This is a genomic window from Mesorhizobium sp. WSM4840 (genome assembly GCF_055811755.1).
Map to the genome: position 1 here is coordinate 1 of NZ_JBVVQD010000140.1, position 339 is coordinate 339.

1 pseudogene is annotated in these 339 nt (G+C 64.3%); it reads right to left on the bottom strand.

The window, feature by feature from the left end:
• A pseudogene (locus tag AC0L3I_RS37045) lies at positions 1–339 on the bottom strand (FAD-dependent oxidoreductase); the annotation flags it as partial.

Here is a 339-nt window from a genome sequence, read left to right on the forward strand (position 1 = left end):
GTGAGGTCGCTCTCGATGCCGCCGCGCTGGTTGAGCATCTGGGTGTAGACGATCTTGCCCGGCGCCACGTCCATGTCATTGGCGCAAAGCTTTTGCAGGAAGGCGCAGGCATCGCGGCCCTCGACACGGATCTTGCCGAAGGAGGTCATGTCGAACAGCCCGACACCGTTCCGGACCGCCAGATGTTCGTCGCGCTGGTTGTCGAACCAGTTCTGCCGTTTCCAGGAATAGCGGTACTCGCGCTCCTGGCCGGGCCTAGCATACCAGTTGGCGCGCTCCCAGCCGGCGACTTCGCCGAACACCGCGCCGCGCGCCTTCAGATGTTCGTGCAGTGGCGAG